18 protein-coding genes and 1 riboswitch are annotated in these 18,802 nt (G+C 41.9%); of the genes, 15 read left to right on the top strand and 3 right to left on the bottom strand.

All coding sequences use genetic code 11. The features are described 5' to 3' along the window. Positions 1–7 precede the first annotated feature (7 nt). The 6 genes from comGC to ACY8D0_RS19755 all read left to right on the top strand — a co-directional run bounded on the left by comGC (position 8) and on the right by ACY8D0_RS19755 (position 2,180). Positions 8–364, top strand: coding sequence for a competence type IV pilus major pilin ComGC (comGC, locus tag ACY8D0_RS19780; protein ID WP_462412206.1), 357 nt, complete (start codon positions 8–10; stop codon positions 362–364). 2 nt (positions 365–366) lie between these two features. Beyond that, the gene (gene comGD / locus ACY8D0_RS19775; RefSeq protein ID WP_462412205.1) at positions 367–807 is read left to right on the top strand and encodes a competence type IV pilus minor pilin ComGD; all 441 of its coding nucleotides are present in this window, start codon (positions 367–369) and stop codon (positions 805–807) included. Beyond that, positions 791–1,126, top strand: coding sequence for a hypothetical protein (locus tag ACY8D0_RS19770; RefSeq protein ID WP_462412204.1), 336 nt, complete (start codon positions 791–793; stop codon positions 1,124–1,126). Before comGD ends, ACY8D0_RS19770 begins: the two co-directional genes overlap by 17 nt. After that, complete coding sequence (comGF, locus tag ACY8D0_RS19765; protein ID WP_462412203.1) at positions 1,092–1,550, top strand: competence type IV pilus minor pilin ComGF; 459 nt, start codon at positions 1,092–1,094, stop codon at positions 1,548–1,550. The genes ACY8D0_RS19770 and comGF overlap by 35 nt, the downstream gene beginning before the upstream one ends. Next, on the top strand, positions 1,547–1,927 hold the full coding sequence (gene comGG / locus ACY8D0_RS19760; protein ID WP_462412202.1) for a competence type IV pilus minor pilin ComGG: 381 nt from the start codon (positions 1,547–1,549) through the stop codon (positions 1,925–1,927). Before comGF ends, comGG begins: the two co-directional genes overlap by 4 nt. Before the next feature lie 64 nt (positions 1,928–1,991). Then, a complete protein-coding gene (locus tag ACY8D0_RS19755) occupies positions 1,992–2,180 on the top strand; it encodes a YqzE family protein (protein WP_462412201.1) in 189 nt (62 codons plus the stop codon). Between the two features lie 48 nt (positions 2,181–2,228). Here ACY8D0_RS19755 and ACY8D0_RS19750 read toward each other — a convergent pair whose 3' ends face one another. Together ACY8D0_RS19750 and ACY8D0_RS19745 are read right to left on the bottom strand one after the other, a co-directional pair. Then, positions 2,229–3,023: a YqhG family protein gene (locus tag ACY8D0_RS19750; RefSeq protein ID WP_462412518.1), complete on the bottom strand. Its 795-nt coding sequence runs from the start codon at positions 3,021–3,023 to the stop codon at positions 2,229–2,231. Further along, the gene (locus ACY8D0_RS19745; protein ID WP_462412200.1) at positions 3,001–4,692 is read right to left on the bottom strand and encodes a DEAD/DEAH box helicase; all 1,692 of its coding nucleotides are present in this window, start codon (positions 4,690–4,692) and stop codon (positions 3,001–3,003) included. The genes ACY8D0_RS19750 and ACY8D0_RS19745 overlap by 23 nt, the downstream gene beginning before the upstream one ends. Before the next feature lie 146 nt (positions 4,693–4,838). Beyond that, positions 4,839–4,929, top strand: a riboswitch (glycine riboswitch). 214 nt (positions 4,930–5,143) lie between these two features. Here ACY8D0_RS19745 and gcvT point away from each other — a divergent pair. The 3 genes from gcvT to gcvPB are packed head-to-tail and all read left to right on the top strand — an operon-like array spanning position 5,144 to position 9,070. Next, on the top strand, positions 5,144–6,250 hold the full coding sequence (gcvT, locus tag ACY8D0_RS19740) for a glycine cleavage system aminomethyltransferase GcvT (RefSeq protein ID WP_462412199.1): 1,107 nt from the start codon (positions 5,144–5,146) through the stop codon (positions 6,248–6,250). A gap of 17 nt (positions 6,251–6,267) precedes the next feature. Further along, complete coding sequence (gene gcvPA, locus ACY8D0_RS19735) at positions 6,268–7,614, top strand: aminomethyl-transferring glycine dehydrogenase subunit GcvPA (RefSeq protein ID WP_462412198.1); 1,347 nt, start codon at positions 6,268–6,270, stop codon at positions 7,612–7,614. Continuing rightward, the gene (gene gcvPB / locus ACY8D0_RS19730) at positions 7,607–9,070 is read left to right on the top strand and encodes an aminomethyl-transferring glycine dehydrogenase subunit GcvPB (RefSeq protein ID WP_462412197.1); all 1,464 of its coding nucleotides are present in this window, start codon (positions 7,607–7,609) and stop codon (positions 9,068–9,070) included. The genes gcvPA and gcvPB overlap by 8 nt, the downstream gene beginning before the upstream one ends. A 278-nt stretch (positions 9,071–9,348) precedes the next feature. Here the strand turns inward: gcvPB and ACY8D0_RS19725 are convergent, their stop codons facing one another. Then, positions 9,349–9,720 (bottom strand): rhodanese-like domain-containing protein, encoded by a 372-nt coding sequence (locus ACY8D0_RS19725; protein ID WP_462412517.1) that lies wholly within the window; start codon positions 9,718–9,720, stop codon positions 9,349–9,351. A gap of 190 nt (positions 9,721–9,910) precedes the next feature. On the opposite strand from ACY8D0_RS19725, the gene ACY8D0_RS19720 reads away from it, so the two are divergent. From ACY8D0_RS19720 to ACY8D0_RS19695, 6 genes are all read left to right on the top strand, one after another. Next, the gene (locus ACY8D0_RS19720; RefSeq protein ID WP_462412196.1) at positions 9,911–10,747 is read left to right on the top strand and encodes a lipoate--protein ligase family protein; all 837 of its coding nucleotides are present in this window, start codon (positions 9,911–9,913) and stop codon (positions 10,745–10,747) included. 332 nt (positions 10,748–11,079) lie between these two features. Further along, positions 11,080–13,638 (top strand): vitamin B12-dependent ribonucleotide reductase, encoded by a 2,559-nt coding sequence (locus ACY8D0_RS19715; protein WP_462412195.1) that lies wholly within the window; start codon positions 11,080–11,082, stop codon positions 13,636–13,638. Between the two features lie 345 nt (positions 13,639–13,983). Next, positions 13,984–15,078 carry an NADH-dependent flavin oxidoreductase gene (locus tag ACY8D0_RS19710; RefSeq protein ID WP_462412194.1) on the top strand — a complete coding sequence of 365 codons (1,095 nt, stop codon included), beginning with the start codon at positions 13,984–13,986 and terminating at the stop codon, positions 15,076–15,078. A 463-nt stretch (positions 15,079–15,541) separates the two neighbouring features. Beyond that, positions 15,542–16,567, top strand: a complete 1,026-nt coding sequence (gene splB / locus ACY8D0_RS19705) for a spore photoproduct lyase (protein WP_462412193.1) — start codon at positions 15,542–15,544, stop codon at positions 16,565–16,567. Positions 16,568–16,694: 127 nt separating this feature from the next. Continuing rightward, positions 16,695–18,092 (top strand): sensor histidine kinase, encoded by a 1,398-nt coding sequence (locus tag ACY8D0_RS19700; RefSeq protein WP_462412192.1) that lies wholly within the window; start codon positions 16,695–16,697, stop codon positions 18,090–18,092. Next, positions 18,085–18,762, top strand: a complete 678-nt coding sequence (locus ACY8D0_RS19695; RefSeq protein WP_462412191.1) for a response regulator transcription factor — start codon at positions 18,085–18,087, stop codon at positions 18,760–18,762. The genes ACY8D0_RS19700 and ACY8D0_RS19695 overlap by 8 nt, the downstream gene beginning before the upstream one ends. Positions 18,763–18,802: the final 40 nt, after the last annotated feature.

Here is an 18,802-nt window from a genome sequence, read left to right as displayed (position 1 = left end):
TTACGAAATGTCCATTCGAAAATTGAACAACGAACAAGGGTTTACCCTAATTGAAATGATGATTGTCATGCTGGTTATATCTGTCATTTTGATTATCACGATACCAAACGTCGCAAAGCATAATGAGAATATTAATAGTAAAGGCTGTCAGGCATATTTGAAAATGGTTCAGGCGCAAGTGCAAGCGTATCAAATGGAGAAAAACAGTGTTCCGACACTTGTTCAATTAAAAGCTGAAGGTTACCTGAATGGCGATGCTACCAGCTGCGGGAACACCAAAATCATAACCATTGACAGTTCCACTGGTGAAGTTACACTTGCTAATACATCCACTTCAACGACCTCTGCTGCAGAAACCCCCTAACCATGACTTCTAGGCAAACAGGCTTTACACTGGCGGAATCATTAATCGTTCTCTCCATCTTTATGATTCTTTCACTCTTTACGGTGTTTTCCTTGAAACCCCAACATTTGATGGTGCAGGACCAGGCATTTATTTCGCAGTTAAAAGCGGACCTATTATTTTCCCAAGCCTATGCGATGTCCCATCAGCATGAGGTCTCCGTCGTCCTAATGCCCGATAATTTTCAATATTATATGATCATGCAGAATGACCAATCCCCAATCGTCCTTAGAAAATACTCGAAAGAGATTTATTTGACAGAAGGAACAATCCCCTTATATTTTAAATTTTCCTCAGATGGAAATGTAAATAAATTCGGAACCTTCTATATTCGCATGCCGACAAAGACCTATAAGGTAACAATTTTAATTGGACGGGGAAGATTTTATGTTACGGAGCAATAGGGGCTATTTTCTGTTGGATTTGCTGCTGTCCCTCTCCGCTATTTTGTTAATAGGGTTAAACTTGGTCCCGCTGTTGGTCGATTTAAGAAAACAGGCCGCCATGCTGGAGATAACCAATCAAGCTCGGCAAATTGCTTATGAGGAATTGCATGCCAAGTTAACAGATAAAACATTTACAGCTTTTACAATTACACGCAATGGCATTATGTATAGGATTACTTGGATGGATGGAAAAACGGCAGGGATAAAGGAGGTGTGCGTAAAGGTTGATGAGAATCACTTGCATGAAGGAACAGAAATCTGCCGGAAGCTTGAATGAAACAGCTTTTACGTTAATAGAAGTGCTGCTATCCCTTTCCATTCTATCAATGGTCATGTTCTTAACCATACCCGCCATTCAAATTATGCTGGATCAACGGGGAACTAATGTTGGTTTGCAGGCAATGGAATGGGAGGTCTTTTGCAGCCAGTTTAAAAAGGAAATCCGTATGTCCAGCAAGGCCGAGGTGGTATCCAACCGATTAATTTTGACAAAGAGCACAGAGACGGTCATCTATGAGAAATATGACTCCAACTTAAGAAGACGGGTAAATTCAACGGGACATGAAATTGTTTTACAGAATGTTGCATCCTATTCTTTCTCACTGACCAAAAATGCAGTGAAACTCACTGTTAACGACCTTCGGGGCAAAGAGTATACAATCATAGCCTCTTTCTTCGGGAATGGGGGCAATGGAACATGAAGCGGCAAGAAGCAGGGTTCACCTATCCGCTCACCTTATGCCTTCTGATTGTCTTTCTCCTATTTTTTTCTATGCAGGTGGACCAATTAACAGTGCTAAGAAAATTATCCCGTGAAACGGAAACCATTTTACTCGAAGAATATTATTTACATTCATCTGTAACAAAAATTGAAATGATGTTTCAAGCAGGGGAGGCGATTCCGGCTAAGGGCACGGTTGCTTATCAGAATGGGAATGTCGACTATGTGGCAGAGGTACCGATTGGCACCGTTCAAAAAATAAATTTTACTTTAAAATTGCAGTCGGGGGAAACAATGATAGGCAGAGGATATTTTGATACCAGCCTGAAAAAATTTATTAGGTGGGTGGAATTATAAAACATTCGTTTTGAAATATTAAAAAACTGGACATACTTGTGAATGAAAAAGGCAGGTGTGCACGATGAAAACGAATGATTATGTAAAATATATGACCCAAACCTTTGTAAAATATGTAGACCAGCCAAAGGATGAGCGAAAAAGATTGCGCCTGGAGAAAAAGCAGGCGAAGGCCTCATTCTGGTATAGATGGTTTGGGATCCTCCCATACGTCCTTTACTCTGAATTTAAAAGAATGCGAAAAGTGAAATAAATAATGGTAACCCCCAAGCCGATAATAGGTCCTTGGGGGTTCTTTTCCTTATAGTGCTTTTTCTGTTAAATAAAATAGGCCTCCGTTGATGAAAGATATATTAATTTTTGGCTCGTATTGCTCTTTAAGTGCTTGTTTTTCTGTTTGATAACTTTCATTCTCATCATCTTCTGCATCTTCATAAAAATGGTCTAAAAGCTTTAAATCTTTCTCCCAACGTCCTATAGCCTCATCCGCCCAGTTGTGTTCCTCGTCTTCAATCGTCATCCGCAAATAATTTTCAATTCGTTTCATGCCACTTTGTGGCTTAACTAATGGGGATAACGTAAAGGAATAATCCGGTATTTTAGGTGTTAACGGTATTGGCATGAGCTGGTCATGAAAGTCTTCCACCATTCTGCCATTGATCAATTGCAGGCCAATTGATTTATAAACATCGCGCTTACGGTCACATTGGTACGAGATTTTTACATTCATGCATAGCCATGGATACAAAGCCGTCTGCCTGTTGCCGTTAGGATGGTGTTCATAAAGCCGGATATATTTTGACAGATTTTTAGTGGATTCAAAAATCTGGTGCAGCCGGGGTGACCCAAAATGGATTGTTTCACCACGGACCTTTTCCGGCGCTGTATTTTTATCCGTGATCAGGGTAAGCTTCATGGGATTTGGGACTCCGCCTGTTCTTTCAAGGTAATGCCAGTAAAAGGGGCGGTTCATCAATTCTTTATCAAGCTCAATGGTGAGCTGTACCGTGAGATAGCTTGGGTGATTCTCCAAGACCGGACAGTCATTGGCCTGAAAATAGCTTAACAGAAAGTTATGAATTTCCTGCTGCTGCATGGGACTTTCCATCCTCCTTCATATCCTGGGCAAATTCAATCATGGAAGACAAATTCTCCATTTTAATTCTCATTTCACCCTCGGAACGCGATTTTCCAAATATATCAATTAAATGGTCCTCTAAATTGCCGAATTCCAGTTTTGATAAAATATCATCCAGTTCGCCAATTACTTTCTCAAACAGGTCAATCTTTTCATACAAAAGCTTTAAAATATGCTCTTCTACCGTATTTTTGATGGCGAAATTATAGATTCTGACGTCCTGTTCCTGGCCAAGCCGGTGTATCCGGCCAATTCGCTGTTCCAGCCTCATCGGATTCCATGGCAGATCAAAGTTGATGATATGGTGGCAAAACTGCAGGTTAATTCCTTCACCGCCAGCCTCGGTGGCAATCAGAACCTGCATATTGTTTTGGAACAATTGCCGCATCCAATCCTTTTTGCCGCGCTTAAAACCGCCGCGGAAAGGGACCGATGATATTCCATGTTGTTTTAAATACCATTGCAAATATAATTGGGTGGCCCGGTATTCCGTGAATATGATGACTTTATCATTAATTTGTTGAATGAGTTCAAGTGCTTTTTCTGCTTTTGAATTGGTTTGGACTTCTTCTACTTTTTTTATTAGAGATGCAATCTGATCTTCGTAAGCCTGCGAAGGATTTTCCTGCTTTTGAAGCATGTTTTTTAAGGTGTAAAATACCGCTTCCCTGCTGCTGCATGCTTCCCGCTGTAATGTCATAACCGAAAAACTGCTCGTTTGTATCCAATCTCCTGCCGCTTTAAGGTCGCAAATGGCATCATAAAGTCCTTTCTCTGTAGGGGAAAACTCGATTGGAATCGTTTCGACATGACGTTTGGTCCATTCGATGCCGGTATCAGCACGGCGGTTGCGAATCATTACCTTGTTTACTAATTCCTTTAGATGCTCGTCATCATTTAACGAACGGGCATCCCGCTTATATTTTTCATAAAACGCGGTTTGGCTGCCTAAATGCCCTGGCTTTAACAGTGATACCAGGTTGAAAATCTCTTCAATTCGGTTTTGGATTGGGGTGGCTGTTAATAATAAACAAAACTTTTTTTTCAAGTTTTGGACAAATTCATAGTTTTTGGTTTTGTTATTTTTAAGTTTGTGGGCTTCATCAATAATAATCAAATCGTAATTCTGTTGATAAATAATATCCCGATGAGGATTTCGTTTGGCCGTGTCGATGGAAGATACCACGACATCCGCTTGCTCCCACACATAACTTTTCCTTTGGGTAATGGCCGGAATGTAAAACTTATTAATCAATTCCTGTGCCCATTGTGTAACCAGCGAGGCAGGCACAAGAATCAGCACCTTTTTCACAAGCCCGCGGATCATGTATTCTTTCAGGATCAGCCCAGCTTCAATGGTTTTTCCAAGTCCTACCTCATCTGCCAGAATGGCTTTACCATTCATATTTTCAATCACCTGCTTGGCCGTTTCTAGTTGGTGCGGCAGCGGAGTTAAGTTTGGCAGGTGTTTGGGTGCCTGAAGGCCCTCAAATTCCGGTATGACCAGTTGTTTTTCAATTTGAATTGCTAGCTTAAACAGTTCCCAATTTCCCCATGGACCATCATGGTCGATTTTATGTAGAAAATCATCCTGCCAGGACGAATCAAAATGTATGTCAACTGTCATAATTTCAGCTCCTTTAAAAATTATTGCCCATCTATAGCTTTAATGGTAGGATGATAATAAGCTTAGAAAGTTTTAAATATTTTTAATTAGGGATTTTTCTAGAAGTATATTTAGTATGACCAAATTGGAAAATATTATGAATGCGGATGATAACAAGGGGAGAGACTACCTTGGTAGCGCCGAAGGAGCAAACAGATATCCTGTGAATCTCTCAGGCAAAAGTACACTTGTTTGACGCAACTCTGGAGAGTGCTGCTATTTAGCAGCCACCAAAGGGGAAAGCCATAATTGGTTAAACTTTCAGGTGCAAGGACAGAGACTCACTTTCATTGGAAAGGGAGTTTTCTGTCCTTTTTTGTTTCCTGTCAGGTATCCCAGCATGATTTTTTAAGAGGGAAGAATGTTACTAATCAATGAACAACTTTTATAACCAAACAAAGGGGGATTACGGATGACCGAATTGAAACGCACTCCGCTTTTTGAAGTGTATCAGGAACACGGGGGGAAAACGATTGATTTCGGGGGCTGGGAGCTTCCGGTTCAGTTCTCCAGCATTAAAGAGGAACACGAAGCTGTCCGGACCAGGGCGGGCTTGTTTGATGTGTCACATATGGGTGAAATTGAAGTAAAAGGCCCCGATAGTCTGAAATATTTGCAAAAGCTGATGACCAATGATGTGTCCAAACTCGCAACTGGTGGCGCCCAATACACGGCGATGTGCTATGCAAATGGCGGTACGGTTGATGATTTGCTTGTTTATCAAATGGAGGAGTCGCACTACTTGCTCGTGGTCAATGCCTCCAATATTGACAAGGACTATAAGTGGCTGGAAGAACACCTTGAAGGCGAGGTCACCATTGATAATTTATCAGAAACCACGGCACAACTGGCACTGCAGGGTCCTTTGTCCCTAAAAGTATTACAAAAACTTTCCGGAAGTACGGATTTGAATCAGATTGGCTACTTTAAATTCCAACAACAGGCTGACATAAATGGCATCTCGGTTTTGGTCTCGAGAACAGGCTATACCGGGGAAGATGGTTTTGAAATCTACTGCCATGCAAGCGATGCTGTTAAACTTTGGAAATTGATTTTAGAAGCAGGAAAGGAAGAAGGGGTCATTCCTTGCGGTTTGGGAGCACGGGATACCCTTCGTTTCGAAGCAAAGTTGGCCCTTTACGGCCAAGAGTTATCGCCGGAAATTTCCCCGCTCGAAGCAGGTATTGGTTTTGCTGTCAAATTGAACAAAGAAGCCGATTTTATTGGAAAACAGGCGTTAACGAAGCAAAAAGAACAAGGGGTGCCAAGAAAAATTGTCGGTATCGAAATGGTCGACCGTGGTATACCGCGGCACGGCTATCCCGTCTTTAGGGATGACCGTAAAATTGGGGAAGTAACAACGGGAACGCAATCGCCAACCTTAAAGAAAAATATCGGTCTTGCACTGGTTTCTTCCGAATTCAGTGAAACCGGCACCGAATTGGATGTGGAAATCCGCGGAAAACGGTTGAAGGCCAAAGTGGTTCCAACCCCATTTTATAAAAGAGAAAGGCAATAGCAGGAGGGAGAAACGAAATGCAACATCGCTACTTACCTATGACTGATCAAGATAAAAAGGTTATGCTTGAGACAATTGGGGTATCGACCGTGGATGAACTATTTAGCGATATCCCCGAAAAGGTGAGGTTTAAGGGGGCGTACAACATTAAACCTGCCAAATCCGAAACACCCTTGATGAAGGAATTGTTTAAGCTGGCAAGTAAAAATGCCGATTTGAAAACAAATGTTTCCTTCCTTGGTGCCGGGGTTTACGACCATTATATTCCCGTTATTGTCGACCACGTTTTGTCCAGGTCGGAGTTCTATACAGCCTACACGCCGTACCAACCGGAAATCTCCCAAGGAGAGCTGCAGGCCATTTTCGAATTCCAAACAATGATTTGTGAATTAACAGGAATGGATGTCACCAACTCCTCCATGTATGATGGCGGGACCGCTCTTGCTGAGTCTGCAATGTTAAGTGCCGGCCATACAAAACGTAAAACCATCATCGTTTCAGAGGGGGTGCATCCAGAGTCAAGGGAAGTCCTCAAAACATATGCAAAGGGTCAGCACCTTCAGGTAATTGAGGCTCCGGTAAAGAATGGGATTACCGATGTCGAGGCTTTGGAAAATTTGGTGGATGACAATGTCGCAGCTGTCATTATCCAATATCCGAACTTTTTTGGGAGAATTGAGCCGTTAAAGGATTTTGAATCGACCATCCATAAGCATAAAGGATTGTTTGTTGTATCCAGTAACCCATTATCGCTTGGAGTCTTGACACCACCTGGTGCACTTGGCGCTGACATCGTCATTGGCGATGCCCAAGTCTTTGGCATCCCAACCGCGTTTGGTGGACCGCATTGTGGTTATTTTGCTGTCACTAGTAAACTGATGCGAAAGCTTCCAGGGCGTTTGGTGGGGCAGACAACGGATGACCAAGGCCGCCGCGGTTTCGTGTTAACCCTGCAAGCACGTGAACAACATATCCGCCGCGATAAAGCGACCTCCAATATTTGTTCCAACCAGGCCTTAAATGCCCTGGCCGCATCTGTCGCGATGACCGCGCTGGGGAAGAAGGGTGTCAGGGAAATGGCTGTAGCGAATATGCAAAAAGCACACTACGCGAAAACAGCTTTTAAACAGGCTGGCTTTGAAATTGCTTTTGACGGTTACTGCTTTAATGAATTCGTCATTAAATTAAGCAAACCGGTGCAAGAGATCAACCGGAAGCTGGTGGAAAAGGGAATGATCGGCGGTTACGATTTAGGAAGGGACTATCCATTGCTTTCTAATCAAATGTTGATTGCCGTTACGGAGCAGAGAACCAAGGAAGAAATAGATTCATTTGTGAAAGAAATGGGGGATCTCAATGCATAATCAAGACCAAGCGCTCATTTTTGAACTTAGTACACCAGGCCGGATCGGTTATAGTCTCCCAGAAATGGACGTACCTGAAATGGATTTAGACTCTCTTGTTCCAGAAGGCTATTTGCGGCAAGCAGAACCTTTGCTGCCTGAGGTTTCTGAACTTGATATTATGCGTCATTACACATCCCTGTCACGGAGAAACCACGGCGTGGATTCAGGTTTCTACCCGCTGGGCTCCTGTACCATGAAATACAATCCAAAAATGAACGAAAATGTTGCCCGGTTCAATGGATTTGCCCATATTCATCCGCTGCAGGATGAAAGTTCCGTCCAAGGTGCGCTTGAATTATTATATGACCTGCAGCAACATTTAAAAGAAATTACCGGCATGGATGAGGTCACCCTTCAGCCCGCGGCCGGCGCGCATGGTGAGTGGACTGGATTAATGCTGATTCGTGCGTATCACGAAGCAAACGGTGATATAAACCGGACAAAGGTAATCGTTCCTGATTCCGCCCATGGTACCAACCCGGCGTCTGCCACGATTGCTGGATTTGAAACGATTACGGTAAAATCCAATAAGCATGGTTTAGTTGACTTGGAGGATTTAAGAAGGGTTGTTGGAGCGGACACAGCAGCTTTAATGCTGACCAATCCAAATACACTTGGACTTTTTGAAGATAACATTCTTGAAATGGCCGAGATTGTCCACGAAGCGGGCGGAAAGCTTTATTATGACGGGGCCAACTTAAATGCGGTCCTTTCCAAAGCCAGACCAGGCGATATGGGCTTCGATGTTGTTCACTTAAACCTGCATAAGACCTTTACCGGTCCTCACGGAGGGGGCGGACCAGGGTCAGGACCTGTCGGGGTAAAGGCGGACCTAATCCCGTTTCTTCCTAAACCGGTTATCACGATGCAGGATTCAGAGTATGTACTGGACTATGATCGTCCGCAATCAATCGGCAGGGTAAAACCATACTATGGGAATTTTGGCATAAATGTACGGGCTTATACTTATATACGTTCCATGGGACCCGACGGATTGAAGGCGGTCACTGAATATGCCGTGTTAAATGCCAATTACATGATGAGACGGCTTGCGGAATATTATGACCTTCCATTTGATAAGCATTGTAAGCATGAGTTTGTGTTAAGCGGAAGGAGACAAAAAAAGCTGGGGGTACGCACACTCGATATTGCCAAACGTCTCCTTGATTTCGGATATCATCCGCCAACCATTTACTTCCCGTTAAATGTGGAAGAATGTATCATGATTGAGCCGACCGAGACTGAATCGAAAGAAACACTGGATGCTTTTATTGAGGCCATGATTCAAATTGCCAAAGAGGCGGAAGAGAATCCGGAAATTGTCCAAGAAGCTCCTCATACGACAGTAGTGGGCAGGCTGGATGAAACCACTGCAGCTAGGAAACCTATTTTAAGATATCAAAAAACAGAGTAATGAGAAGGGCTGATTCTATAGAGAATCAGCCTTTTGTATGGCAGTAAAAAAAGCACCGTAGAATCGGTACCTTTCCATGTATTATAAGAGTTATATCTGATCTTTGAGAATTGTCCAGCTCCAGCGCCCTAGCGGCGAGAAGCCTTCGCTCTCCGCCCTACGATAAGTCAAGCACGAATGCGCTTCGCACTTGGTGATTCCTTTATCTCGGTTGGAGAGCTCCCGGCCATACGGTGCTGACCAGGGCGCTTACGCTTTTCTATTTTATTTTTTCTATTTTATTTTTTCGTTTTAACTTTGCCTGTCCACTTTTTGAATCCGCCTTCTAGTTGTGTCAGGTCTTTATAGCCGTTTTTATACAATAGTTGTGCTGCACGGGCACTGCGCGTACCGCTTTGGCAGTATAAATAAACCGGCAGATCCGGACGAAGTTCCTTCATCCGCATTTTTAATTGTGACATGGGAATATTACGGGCCCCTAGAACATGACCGCCTTCAAATTCATTTGGTTCGCGTACATCTATCAATTGTGCCTTCCGATATCCGGCACGGAACTCTTCTTCAGATACCGTTTTTACAATCTTCTTTTGGCGAAAATAATTAAAAACGGAGGAAAGAATCAGTGCGGCGATGACCACTAATAAAACAATAATTGAACTCAACTTCTTTTGCTCCTTTCAGGCTTTTCTGCACTAGTATTTATTATAGTAGTCAAATTGATAAAGATAAAGATGAATAGTGAAAAATCTTGATAAAAAATTATCCCAGTTTCTCTGATTTTGAAATTAAAGCGGACTTTGATAGACTTAAAAAAGATTAATAAGTAAAAGAGGTTTTTGCATGAGGAAGGAAACATGGCGTTTTATTGATTCAGGGGATTGTTCACCGTCGTTTAATATGGCACTGGATGAAGCTTTGCTTGACTGGCATAGTGAGGGGAAGTTTCCCCCGGTCATCCGGTTTTATGGCTGGAATCCGCCGACCTTATCCATTGGCTATTTTCAAAAGGTGGAGAAGGAAATTGATATGGAAGCCGTTAAGGCACATCGGCTTGGTTTTGTCAGAAGGCCGACAGGAGGCCGTGGTGTCCTCCATGAACATGAGCTGACCTATAGTGTAATTGTTTCGGAGGAGCATCCAAAAATGCCGAAAACCGTGACGGAGGCTTACCGGGTCATTTCTGAGGGGATTTTAAAAGGCTTCCACCATTTAGGTTTGGAAGCGTATTTTGCTGTTCCGAAAACGGCGGAAGAGCGGGATGCTTTAAAGAATCCCCGGTCTGCGGTATGTTTTGATGCACCAAGCTGGTATGAACTGGTGGTTGAGGGCCGGAAAGTTGCCGGCAGTGCCCAAACAAGGCAAAAAGGCGTTATTCTACAGCATGGTTCCATTTTATTGGACTTGGATGAGGACAAGCTATTCAGTCTGTTTAAATATCCGAACGAGCGGGTAAAAGAGAGAATGAAAAAGTCCTTTAAGGACAAAGCCGTAGCGATCAATGAAATTAGCCCGAGGAAGATTATGCTTGCGGAAGCAAAGGAAGCTTTTTATAAAGGTTTTGCCGAGGGACTTGAGATTGAATTGGTTCCATACCAACTGAGCGATGAGGAACTGAAGTACGTTGAAAAATTGGCGAAAGAGCGCTATGAGAATGATGAATGGAATTTTAAACGTTAAATCGAGGAGCGGTGTTTGCCGCTTTTTTCCTTTTTTTTAGGTACCTTGTCTCTTCCACCGCAACCTGCAAAATTTGTTAAAATTTCTTGTTTTATAGAGAAAAGTGTTGAAAATCTATTATTCTCTCTTAAATCTATATTTTTTTGTGTTTGACAAAATAAATGTTTTTTGCTCATCATACAATATATAGTGGTGTCGAAAATATTTCGGACACTATATGTTGATTTCAAGTTGCGTGCTATGATACCCTTAGTTTATTAAGTCATCTAGATCTAGCCTGGACAACTAGAATCTAGCAATATAGATAGATTTTATTTGAAGGAGTTGTTCTCATGTCTGTAGTATTTAGACAAAAATTGAATATTGATTTTGAAAGGCTGAATGAGGATATCCACCTATTTCCCCAGGTACACCCGGTAACCCCAGATATGAAAATAACTCACAAAGGTGTATCACGTTTGGTCATGCTTGATCGCTACACCTTCAAGGACACTGAAAAAATTACCCTAACAGATGGAGACTTTGTTGTTTTGACGATTAAAGAGGATCCTAAATTTCCTGCCCGAGGATTGGGTTATATTCAGGAAATTGATTGGGAAAAGAAAAAAGCCAAGGTTTTAGTGGAGGAAGAGTTTCGCGGTGTATTGGATAACGAAGAAGAATCCACCACAGGGATGATTTGGCGTTCATTAGATGTGATTGAAAAACCGCTTGAATTGTTTTATGAGCAAATCGCCAAGCGGGTGGCAACAGGGCTTGCCGAAGTGGAGACAACGGAAGTGAAGCGGCTAGAGTGGACGGAGAAGTTCTACCAAGAACTTGTTAACTTAAACTTCATTCCTGCAGGACGTGTCCTTTATGGAGCGGGCACTGGTACCGAGGTTACTTATTTTAACTGTTACGTCATGCCGTTTGTGGCAGATTCTCGTGAAGGGATTTCTGATCACCGCAAACAGGTAATGGAAATTATGAGCCGCGGCGGCGGGGTTGGAACGAACGGTTCTACGTTAAGACCACGCAATACGTTGGCACGAGGGGTAAATGGTAAGTCATCTGGTTCTGTTTCTTGGCTGGATGATATTGCGAAATTGACTCATTTGGTTGAGCAAGGTGGGTCCCGGAGGGGCGCCCAGATGATTATGCTGGCTGACTGGCATCCAGATATTATTGAATTTATTATTTCAAAAATGCAAAACCCAAGAATTTTACGATTCTTAATTGAAAATACAAAAGACGAAACGATTAAAAAGCTGGCGAATGACAAACTTAAGTTTACTCCATTAACTGCGCAGGAAAGAGCAATGTATCAAGGAATCGTGAACTACAAAGTGATTCCAGGCTTAGGCGGTTTCTCGGAAGAAATTATTGCCGAGGCAGAAGAAAAACTGGCCACTGGCGGACATTATACGGTTCATAATCCAGAATTCTTAACAGGTGCAAATATCTCTGTAACTTTAACGAAGGAGTTCATGGAAGCCGTTGAAAATGACAGCGATTATGAACTGCGTTTCCCATATGTGGAACATTATGATGAAAAAGAAATGAAAATTTACAACGAGCAATGGCATCAAGTTGGTGATGTCCGTGAGTGGGAGAAAATGGGCCACAAAGTTCGGGTTTATAAAAACATTAAAGCTAAAGAGCTTTGGAACCTGATTAATATTTGTGCAACCTACTCTGCAGAGCCTGGAATCTTCTTCATTGACAACGCGAATGACATGACCAATGCAAAAGCTTACGGTCAGCAAGTCGTAGCAACGAATCCGTGTGGAGAGCAACCTCTTGCACCTTATTCAGTTTGTAACCTAGCTGCTGTAAACTTAGCAGAAATGGCAGATAAAGATACCAAAACTGTTGATTTTGAAAAATTAAAGAAAACGGTCGCTGTCGGCGTGCGTATGCAAGACAATGTTATCAACGCCACACCGTACTTCTTGGAAGAGAATAAAAAACAAGCCCTCGGCGAGCGCCGTGTTGGTCTAGGTGTAATGGGACTGCACGACCTGCTGATCTACTGTGAAACAGAATACGGTTCACCAGAAGGAAACGAACTTGTTGATAAAGTGTTCGAAACCATTGCAACAACCGCTTATAGAACTTCAATTGAATTGGCAACAGAAAAAGGCAGCTTCCCATTCTTAACCAGTGAAACGGAAGAAGAAACTAACCGTCTACGGCAAGCGTTTATTGAGACTGGCTATATGAAAAAAATGCCTGAAGATATCCGTCAATCAATCCTTGAAAACGGAATAAGAAATTCGCATCTATTAACTGTTGCTCCTACGGGATCCACTGGAACCATGGTTGGGGTATCCACAGGACTTGAACCGTATTTTTCCTTTTCCTATTTCCGCAGCGGTCGTCTTGGAAAATTCATTGAAGTCCATGCCGATATTGTTCAAGAATATCTGGAACAGTACCCCGAGGCAGACGAGCAGAACCTGCCAAATTGGTTTGTGACAGCAATGGAACTGGCACCAGAAGCACATGCGGATGTACAGTGTGTTATCCAGCGCTGGATTGACAGCTCGATCAGTAAAACGGTAAATGCTCCAAAAGGTTACAGTGTGGAGCAAGTTGAAAAGGTATATGAGCGCTTGTACCGCGGAGGTGCAAAAGGCGGTACTGTCTATGTTGACGGTTCCCGTGACTCTCAAGTATTAACGCTTAAGGCTGAAGAAAATACGGCAGAAGAAGAGCCAGCTTTTAAAGAGAAACCAAAACAGCATGTCGTTTTAGTTGATACCATCAGCGACTTGCGTTCAACCGATGTAACAATCGGTTCCGAGGTCGGCAATACTTGCCCAGTCTGCCGTCAAGGAAAAGTAGAAGAAATTGGCGGTTGTAATACATGCTCAAACTGCGGTACCCAATTAAAATGCGGTTTGTAATATTTCATTAGAATGGATACTGTAGCTTGAAAATAAAGTTAGACTGTTATAAAAAAGTTGTACTGTTTCCCCCCCTTTGGATCACTATATCTAAAGGGGTGTTTTTTTTGTCCATGAGAACATCTAAAATTGACCAATGAATTAAAGAAGATTGTTGACGGGATAAGTTCAAATGAAAACCATGGTTGATTAAAACAGGAAGGCACCCGTATGATTGTCTGATTTGGAATGAAACTGCCCTTAATTAGCTGAATACTCAGATTTTGTTAATGATAAAATAGTCAAGCAGACCTTTTTACAAATAAAACCGATTTGTTTACTATAAATTACAAGGAGTGAATGGAAATGACAACTTATTTATCACCATTTAGATTTGATAATGGTATTGAGCTTCGTAATCGTGTTGTAATGGCACCGATGACGACTTATTCTGCAAATGCAGATGATACAGTATCGGATGAAGAATTAGCGTATTATGAAGAGCGCTCATATGGGGTAGGGGCAGTGATTACGGCATGTACATATGTGATCGCAAACGGTAAAGGTTTCCCTGGCCAATTTGCTGGGCATACAGATTCATATATTGACAGTTTAAGGAAAGTAGCACAAGCGATTCATAAAGGCGGCGCTAAAGCGCTTCTCCAAATTTATCACGGTGGCCGCCAATCGCCTCGTGAACTTGTTCCAAATGGCGATGTTGTCAGTGCGAGTGATACGATTGCGGCAGATGGGGGAAAGGCGCGCGCACTTACGGTTGAAGAAATTCAAGACATCGTGAAGGCGTTTGGTGAAACAACCCGCCGCGCTATTGAAGCAGGCTTTGATGGAGTTGAAATACACGGTGCAAATACGTATCTACTTCAACAATTTTTCTCTTGTTTAACTAACAAACGAAAAGATGATTATGGTGGTACACCTGAAAAACGGATGCGATTCCCATTAGAAGTAATAACAGAAGTGAATCGTGTAAAGCACCAATATGCTGATGACTCATTTATCGTTGGTTATCGGTTCAGCCCAGAAGAGCCGGAAGAAGATGGTATTACCCTCGATGATACGGTGCAGCTTGTAGACCGATTAGCAAATGAGCCACTCGATTATTTGCACATTTCACTCGGGGATTTCCGTTCATTAGCCCGCCGTTATGAAGGGGAGAAAGAAAATCGTATCAAAATAATCCATCGTGTCATTGATGGTCGACTCCCGCTTATTGGTGTAGGTTCAATTTGTACGAAACAAGATGCATTAGAAGCTATGGAAACAGGTGCAGAACTATTAGCATTGGGTCGAGAATTATTAATTGAACCACATTGGGTTGAAAAAGTTTCTGCAGGAGAAGAAATCATTACCGAAATGGATATGACAAGAGAGAATGTTATTCCTAGACCATTGATGAGCATGATGCAATCACGACCTGGTTGGGTAGCTGGTGTTAAATAGAGCTTACAAAAAATAATCAAAAATTATTATAAAAATTGTCCAATACTTCACAATGAAAGAATCCGTTTTGATCAAGCTATTTCAAAACGGGTTCTTTTAATTTTGGCTCCGCTAACCGATATTGTTGATATTATAAGCACTGTTTAGTGGAGCGGATATGCTCGACACCTGCCGGAGACAGTGCAGGGGGGAGACCCCGCATGCGCCTTCAGCGCCGAGGAGGCTCCCCAGCGCGCCCGCGGGTTCGCTGATCGCCTGGAAGGGAAATCAACAGCTTGATTTAACTTTAAGTAAGATGTGGGTTTATAAGGTGTTCCTGATCACACTTTGTTGAAAAGCTACAATGGAAACTTACTTCCATCCTTTTTTTTATAAGATAGGTAAAAACTACTCCATTCACTCTGCACTTAACTTTCCCGTATCAAGCAATACTATAAAAAACCACACAGGAAAGAGGAAGACTATGAAGCCATTTACACCACAGCTTGTCTACATAGAGCCCAGGGCTTTGGAATACCCATTAGGGCGGGAACTGAAGGAGAAGTTTGAAAACATGGGACTGGAGATCCGGGAAACCACTTCACATAATCAAGTGAGAGGGATTCCTGGAGAAAACGAACTGCAAAAATACCGCAATGCCAAATCAACACTCGTGGTCGGGATTAGGAAAACCTTGAAATTTGATACATCCAAGCCATCTGCAGAATATGCCATACCTTTGGCAACCGGTTGTATGGGCCATTGCCATTATTGTTACCTGCAAACTACTCTTGGCAGCAAACCGTACATTCGCACATACGTAAACCTGGAAGATATTTTTGACCAAGCTCAAAAGTACATGGACGAAAGAAAACCAGAAATTACCCGATTTGAAGCAGCCTGTACCTCTGATATTGTCGGTTTGGACCATTTGACTCATTCCTTAAAGAAAACCATCGAATTTATTGGACAGTCCGAATATGGCCGTCTGCGTTTTGTAACAAAATTTCATCATGTGGACCATTTGCTTGATGCGAAGCACAATGGAAAAACCCGGTTCCGGTTCAGCGTCAACTCCCGCTATGTAATCAAAAACTTTGAGCCAGGGACATCATCTTTTGAAGAACGACTGCAGGCAGCCAGAAAAGTGGCCGATGCCAAGTATCCGCTAGGTTTCATTGTGGCGCCCATTTACCTGCATGAAGACTGGAAGGAAGGCTATCTGGAATTATTTGAACGACTGAGCGAGGAATTAAAAGGGGTTGAAATACCGGATTTAACGTTTGAACTCATCCAGCACCGCTTTACCAAACCAGCCAAAAATGTCATTGCCAAGCGTTATCCAAAAACAAAGCTGGAAATGAATGAAGAAAAGCGCAAATACAAATGGGGACGCTATGGAATTGGCAAGTACGTCTACCCGGATGAAGCCCAAAAGGATATTCAAACAACCATCCGAGGATACATTGAGGACTATTTTCCAAACGCTAAAGTTGAATATTTCACATAATTTATGAGAGCTGTTTCAAAAGTCAGGATGAATGACCTTTGAAGCAGCTTTCTTATTTTCTTCACAAAATCTTGATAATATTGAATTAAAATAGAATAAATCCGTGTAAGCTTAGGAGCAAATGGGAATGAGACAACTTTTGAAAATAAATAGCATTTCAACAAAGCTGGGACTCCTTTTCAGCGGAATCTTTGTAGCATTGTTGTTAATCTTAGGAACGATTCTTTATGGCGTGTTTATCAACGTATTCGCTGATTATATTCAGCAGGATTTACTTGTCAGAGGGAATAACCATGCCAAAGTACTAGAAGGCCAATACAAGCAGGAAACCATTCAGCACGTGATTAGAATGGAAAAAGGGGCAACTACAAAGGTTGTTGTGACGGATTCAAAACAAAATCTTATTGCCTCTTCGGTACCTCCTGATGAAGATATGGAAAATCATTTATTGCCTAAGAAAAAGAAGCTGAAGACCGGAACATTGATAGAAACCAATTGGAAAAAGCATGATTATATTATTTCCGTTTCCCCGATTGGAAGTAATGAAGGCTATGTATACATGTATTACCCATCCAATATTTTAAGGGAAGTTGTAGAAGTATTAAACATTTTAATGCTGGTCATCAGTATTGGGATTGTTTTGCTTGCTTTTGGTTTTATCGGGATTTTGTCCAGAAAGCTTGCACAGCCTCTTTTAATTATGAAGGAGGCAACCAATAAAATGTCATTGGGGAAATACCAGCAAAAAATACCTGTGACAGGTAACGATGAATTAAGCCAGCTCGGGATCTCAATTCAGTCCCTTGGGGAGCAGCTTCAATATTACGAAGACAGCAGAAATGAATTCCTTGCTTCCGTTTCCCATGAGCTTCGGACCCCTTTAACCTATATTAAGGGGTATAGTGATATTTTGACTAAAGGAATGTACAAAAATGAAGAAGAGCAAAAGCAATTTCTGCAAATTATTAATAACGAAACCAAGAGAATATCTGCTTTAGTGGATGACTTGTTTGAAATGAGCAAATTGCAGGTAAATGAATTTGTCCTAAAACGAGAGTGGATCGATGTCAATCAAATTATTGAAAAAGTGATAGGCAATCTTAAACCTGCTATAGAAAAGAAAGGAATTGTTTTAACAGTCAGTCTCAAAGAACTTCCATTAATCCATATCGATTCAAAAAGAATGGAACAAGTGTTTTACAATCTAATTGAAAACGCGATGAAATATACCCATAAAGGAGAAATAGGAGTAGATTCCTTCTGGGATAGAGGAAATGTCAAAATAAAAATTTCTGACACTGGAATTGGTATTCCTAAATCGGACTTGCTGAAAATCTTTGACCGTTTCTATCGTGTTGACCAATCCCGCGCAAGGAAAACAGGTGGATCGGGACTGGGACTTTATGTTGTAAAACAAATTGTTGAAGCACATGAAGGTGAGATTACTGTTGAGAGCAACGAGAATGGTGGCTCGACTTTTACTATTTCACTGATAATAAAAGAGGAGGGGAAAATCGATGGTTAACATTTTACTTGTAGATGACGAGTTTGAGATGCGGCAGCTATTAAGGCTTTACTTGCAGCAAGAGGGGTATTTTGTGGATGAAGCGGAAAATGGAAAAGATGCCATAGAAAAGATGATCAACAATGATTATCAGTTAATGATTTTAGACATCATGATGCCGGTAATGGACGGTTGGCAGACGCTAGAACAAGTGAGGAAAGTATCTAATCTGCCTGTCATCATGTTAACGGCTAAAGGAACCATAAAAGATAAAGTGACCGGATTAATGAATGGGGCAGATGATTATTTAGTAAAGCCTTTTGAAGCGGAAGAATTGGTGGCAAGGGTTCAAGCGCTGCTTCGAAGGGTTCATCCTACTAATGAAGAAAATGAAGATATACAAAAATATAATGGAATTGAAATAAATCTACCTGCACGAACGGTCATATACGGAGATAAGAAAATATATCTTACGCAAACGGAGTTTGATTTACTATCCGTCCTCATTCAGCATAAAGGAAATGTTTTATCAAGAGAGCAGCTTGTAGAGTTGATTTGGGGAATTGAGTTTATGGGGGAAGATCGAACGGTAGATTCACATATCAAAAATCTCAGGGACAAATTGAAAGCAGTGGGTGTAAAGGAGCAGCCAGTAAAAACAGTTTGGGGTATTGGATACAAGGTAGAATAGGTGAGAAAATGAAAAAGCCAAACTCAATGATGCTGTTTAT

This window comes from Neobacillus camarae (assembly GCF_054950115.1).
Note: the sequence above shows the minus strand (reverse complement) of the source record. Positions and strands in the feature narration are given on the sequence as shown.